Source organism: Microcystis sp. T1-4 (assembly GCF_000297435.1).
Classification (GTDB): Bacteria; Cyanobacteriota; Cyanobacteriia; order Cyanobacteriales; family Microcystaceae; genus Microcystis.
This window is the reverse complement of the sequence record NZ_CAIP01000167.1, coordinates 1-5,123: the sequence shown is the minus strand read 5'-3', so window position 1 is coordinate 5,123 and position 5,123 is coordinate 1. Positions and strand designations below refer to the sequence as shown.

4 protein-coding genes are annotated in these 5,123 nt (G+C 44.8%); 3 read left to right on the top strand and 1 reads right to left on the bottom strand.

Going from position 1 to position 5,123, the window contains the following annotated elements:
• Positions 1 to 54 precede the first annotated feature (54 nt).
• Positions 55 to 1,050 carry an amino acid ABC transporter permease gene (locus MICAI_RS10005; protein ID WP_008201181.1) on the bottom strand — a complete coding sequence of 332 codons (996 nt, stop codon included), beginning with the start codon at positions 1,048 to 1,050 and terminating at the stop codon, positions 55 to 57.
• Positions 1,051 to 1,135: 85 nt separating this feature from the next.
• Here MICAI_RS10005 and MICAI_RS10000 point away from each other — a divergent pair, with 85 nt between their 5' ends.
• From MICAI_RS10000 to MICAI_RS09990, 3 genes are all read left to right on the top strand, one after another.
• Positions 1,136 to 1,651 (top strand): single-stranded DNA-binding protein, encoded by a 516-nt coding sequence (locus MICAI_RS10000; protein WP_008201180.1) that lies wholly within the window; start codon positions 1,136 to 1,138, stop codon positions 1,649 to 1,651.
• Between the two features lie 457 nt (positions 1,652 to 2,108).
• On the top strand, positions 2,109 to 3,287 hold the full coding sequence (locus tag MICAI_RS09995) for an AI-2E family transporter (protein ID WP_008201177.1): 1,179 nt from the start codon (positions 2,109 to 2,111) through the stop codon (positions 3,285 to 3,287).
• A gap of 1,096 nt (positions 3,288 to 4,383) precedes the next feature.
• On the top strand, positions 4,384 to 4,893 hold the full coding sequence (locus tag MICAI_RS09990; protein ID WP_002760578.1) for an inorganic diphosphatase: 510 nt from the start codon (positions 4,384 to 4,386) through the stop codon (positions 4,891 to 4,893).
• The last annotated feature ends 230 nt before the right edge of the window (positions 4,894 to 5,123 follow it).

The window sequence follows — 5,123 nt, the reverse complement described above, 5'->3', positions numbered from 1 at the left end:
TTCCCCCACACCCCTAATTCATAATTCATAATTCATAATTCCCCCACATCCGAATCAACGCTGTTCTAACCTACGACTGGCTAGGGACATAGAATAACAGAAAATCCAGTAAATAAACGCCAAAAATAGATAAACCTCTGGATAATCGCCGATAAATTTCGGATTAGCTAAAACCGAGCCTGCCATACCCAAGAGGTCCACCAGTCCCACGATCGCCAGTAGAGAAGTATCCTTAAATAAACTGATAAATTGACCAACAATAGCGGGAATGACCGCTTTTAAAGCTTGGGGTAGAACGATCAATAATAAAACGAAAATCGGTTTTAAACCCAAGGCTTTGGCCGCTTCAATTTGACCTTTGGGAATCGCTTGTAAACCACCCCGGACATTTTCGGCCAGATAGGCTGCTGCAAAAAGGGTAAATCCGGCAATCGCTCTGATCACCCGTTCTGGTCTGGTCCCGGCGGGTAAAATTAAAGGTAACATCACCTGAGCCATGAATAAAATTCCCAACAAAGGTAAACCGCGCAATAATTCGATATAGCCAATAGATAGCCAACGAATTGCCGGTAATTCACTCTGTCTCCCCAGGGCTAATAATACCCCCAAGGGGAAAGATAAAATCATACTGGCGATCGCTACTAATAAAGTTAAGATTAAACCACTGAGATCATCGAGGGGAATGGCCTTTAAAAATAATCCTCCCAATAGTAACCAAGCAATTAAAGGTAAAGTCAATAACCAGAGCAATCCCCACCAGCGTTGGAGAAAAGCGGGGCAATTGGGGAAGCGACCCCGGGTTAATTGCCAAGAAAACAGCGATAAAGCCGCAATTATCGTTAAAATCAGCCAAATACGCCATATTGACTGATCGGGATAACGACCGACCACAAATAAACCGAGATTTTCCGTGACTACAGCCCATTTTGCCTGAGTTATCGCCCAATCGAGAAAACTGAAACCACTCCAGAGGCTGAGAAATAGACCCGCAAGGGTTAAGATGACGTTGTACCAAGTGTTAAAGAGATTTTTTCTTAACCAGAGTCCCATAAAATTCCCTAACCTCCACAGTGGTGATCATTGTACTTTTTCAGTACAATGGTGCTATCAAAAAAATTTAGACTAATTTTCGACCATGAACAGTTGCATTTTAATGGCTAAAATTGTCCGTCGTCCCGAATTACGTTATACCCAAGATAATCAAACTCCCTATGCTCAAATGTTAGTCGAGTTTTCTGCCAATCGTGCCGAGGCAACCCCGACTAATTTAAGGGCCGTAGCTTGGGGAAATTTGGCCTCAGAAGTCGCTCAGAACTATAATGAAGGTGATCAGGTAATTTTAGAAGGTCGTCTGTCGATGCAGACGATCGATCGTCCCGAAGGTTTTAAGGAAAAACGGGCCGAATTAGTCATTAGTCATCTCTATCATCTTGACGGCAGCATGAGTAGCGGGGAAATGGCAGCCCCGACTCCGGAAAAAGTCGTGCCAATCAATACCTACAAATCGAATAAAACTGAGGTGGAAAAACCCGTCGCACCTGTCTCCACCGGGGATTTTGAATACGACGCATCCTATGAACTTTCTAATCCTTCCCCTTGGCAACCTAGCGACACACCAGTGGAGGAAAATTTAGACGATATTCCTTTCTAACTACCCCGACAGAATTAATTACAGATATTTTTCCCTTCCCTGTTCTGGTTTTCCCTCTTCCCAGAGTGTGAATTTAATTTTGTCATTCCTGAAATGGCACTGGTTCATACCATTTTTCTAAAGTAATGGCAGAGATGGTTAATTACCCTCAACCCCACCCCCCCCACATCGGGGTGGCAAGGGAGGGAGAGGGGAGTAGGATACCTGCCACGAATAAAGAAAAATGCTATGAGAGAGAGGTGAAATTATCAATAATCCAAAGAGGGATTTTCCCGCTTCGACTCTCAAGGAGGTGCTATTGATCAATAGTCTTTGAGCAGTAGGGCCGCTTACCCCTTCTTTCCGCAAGAATCTAGAAATACTTCAGAAAAAAAATTGATAAAAAAGCAATCATTTAGCGGGTTCGGCTTCGATCTGTCAGAATACAAGTATTGAAACAAACCTTTTAAGAGGCTTCATGGTGGAAGTTAAAGTCGTTCCCCCGAAACGCAATTGGGTTCAGACGTGGTGGCAATCTCTGAATTCCTTATCTCGCTTACTGGTGATTGCTCTAGCTGCACCACTTATCGTCCTGAATGCCTGGGCATTATCGGCAATTTTTGGCTATTTTGAATCTTTATTTGTTATTTTACTGATAGCGGCCGTTCTATCTTTTCTCTTGGGTTATCCGGTGACTTGGTTGGAACGTCAGGGATTAAAACGGGGTTTAGCGGCGATCGTGGTTTCCCTGATCACGATTTTAATTTTTGTGGCCGTGGGAATAACCCTAGTTCCCCTAGTCTTCACCCAAGCGCAGCAATTCGTCAACAGATTGCCAGAATGGTTAGACTCGGGACAGCGCCAACTGATGCAACTAGATACCAAAATCGACACGATGAATCTACCGATTCCCATCAGTTTCGATGGTGTTATCGCTCAGTTTAACAGTCGTTTAGGGGCAGAATTACAAATTCTCGCGGGAAGAAGCGTTAATTTAGCCCTTAATCTCACCGTTTTTACCGTGGTGCGAGTGCTTGATGTGCTGCTAACCATTATCCTCACCTTTTATCTACTTCTCCACAGTCCCGATATCTGGAGGAGTATTATCCAATGGTTGCCCAAACCCGTCCAACAACCCTTTTCCCTAACCCTACGCTTAAGTTTTCAGAATTACTTTGTCGGACAGGTAATTTGTGCCACCTGCATGGCCCTGGGATTAGTCACGGCATTTTTATCGATTAAAGTCCCTTTTGGTCTCCTATTCGGCCTCTTGATTGGCACCATCGCTTTAATCCCTTTTGGGGGAACCGTCGGCATTGTCACGGTGACAGCTTTACTAGCTTTGCGCGATATTGGTTTAGCTCTGCAAGTTTTAGCCGTGGCGGTAGTGGTGCAGCAAATTGTCGAAAACGGCATTGCTCCCCGGATTTTGGGCAGTGTCACCGGGTTGAATCCCTTTTGGGTGTTGGTCTCGGTCTTGACAGGGGCGCGAGTGGGCGGTTTACTGGGGGTGATTGTCGCGGTTCCCATGGCGGTAATGATCAAGGAAGCTTTGGAGGTTATCCGTCAAGTGACACCGGAGGAGACAAAACACGGGATAATTAAACCCTCTCTCCCCCTAGAATCGGAATCCTCTAACGAGGTGGTTTCTCGCTGAAGAATGACTGACGGCATTATCTGGGGCGATCTGAGCAGTAATCTTGGCCGGGAGTAATCGGCAATTTTCTCCCAGGTTCTTGGTTTTTCCCCCTCGATCGAGTTATGATGTGAATATTGGTAGATTAATTCCGCTCTCGAGGACAAGTCAAGGACTGAGGATGCCTTGCCAGTCTTTGAGGCCCGACCTGTTGGGATATTAGCTAACCAATTATCTCTAAACTCGGATAATTTTAAGAAAAGGTGATTGTCTATCCCGATAAATCAGCAAAAAATCGATATTTTGGTTAAATAGGCTACATTAACAGGCAGCCTTCTATCGTAAGCTCGAAGTTAAGACATAAAGTCAATATCACCCTCCGATTGCAATGAGAAAATGTTTGAATCGCTTAATATTTGGGCTTTTCAGACATTTTTTTTGTGGATTGAGTAGGAAACAACTTGATTTCGGGATCAGACAAGGAGGCAATGCTTGCACCCACAGTGCCACAGGGACGAACACCAACAGACCATGATCTGGAGAGATCGTCAAGAAAAGTATCAGAGTGAACTCTTGGAAAAAAATGAGTAAAATATAATTAGTAGGGAGAGTATTGCTGTTAATGTTTCGCTTGCTCACGAGACGTTAACCAAGCCCAAAGGCAAAAAATAGCAGTAATTTGCTAAAAGCTAAAAGCCGATAGCTGACTGCTCTATATATCTCTCGTATTCTTTACTTGTCGAGTTCAACACGACCCCTTTATGGAATCCAGCAACCCGTCAGGGAAGACTTCCGAACCTCCTAGTCATAGGTGGGCCAACTTACTCGGAACCATGATCGCAATTCTGACCCTAACGTTACCCTTGTTAGCGATTGGATATAACTCCACGCCTAACTATACCGAAGAACCCCTTACCGGTAACACATCCTACTCCCTAACGAGGCAAATGAGGTGACAGAATTGAGATAGACGATTGCCAAGGTAAAATTTTTTTTCTTCGTCCCGATCCCCCTTATGGGTAAAATTTGGATCGGAGTTAATTAAAGTGTGTTTTAACTTTGCTTGCGCTTTTAGGTCACTCTAAAGGCGCTATTGTCTTGTATTTGGAGAAAGCTTGTGGATTTATCGCGCATTCCTGCCCAACCGAAACCCGGTTTAATTAACGTTTTAGTGGAAATTACCGCCGGTAGTAAGAATAAATACGAGTTTGATAAGGATTTAAACGCCTTTGCTCTCGATCGCGTTCTCTATTCTTCGGTACAATATCCCTGTGATTATGGTTTTGTTCCCAATACCCTCGCCGATGACGGCGATCCTTTAGATGGTATGGTGATCATGGATCAGCCTACTTTCCCCGGCTGTGTGATTACGGCGCGTCCCATTGGTATGTTAGAAATGATCGATGGTGGTGATCGCGATGAAAAAATTCTCTGTGTTCCCGCTAAAGATCCCCGTTATGCAGAGGTAAAATCTCTCAAAGATGTCTCTCCCCATCGGTTGGAGGAAATCGCCGAGTTTTTCAAAACCTATAAGAATCTAGAGAAAAAAGTCACAGAAATTCTCGGTTGGAAAGATGTGGACGCAGTAACCGCTTTAGTTGAACAGTGTATTGCTGCTTATAAGTAAGGTTTGCGGCAAAAAGTTTGTTGTGGGGTTAGGAGTCGGGAGTCAGGAGTCAGAATTCAGGAGTCGGGAGATAGGGTGATAGGGATTTAGGGGTTTAGGGAAATTTCAGCCAAATGCTCCACTACCCCACTACCCCACTACCCCACTACCCCACTACCCCACTACCCCACTACCCCACACCCACACCCCACACCCACCACCCCACACCCCACACCCCACACCCCAACTTA

Coding starts and splice junctions, on each gene's coding strand:
- MICAI_RS10005 (WP_008201181.1), bottom strand. CDS start 1,050: ATGGGACTCTGGTTAAGAAAAAATCTCTTTAACACTTGGTACAACGTC.
- MICAI_RS10000 (WP_008201180.1), top strand. CDS start 1,136: ATGAACAGTTGCATTTTAATGGCTAAAATTGTCCGTCGTCCCGAATTA.
- MICAI_RS09995 (WP_008201177.1), top strand. CDS start 2,109: ATGGTGGAAGTTAAAGTCGTTCCCCCGAAACGCAATTGGGTTCAGACG.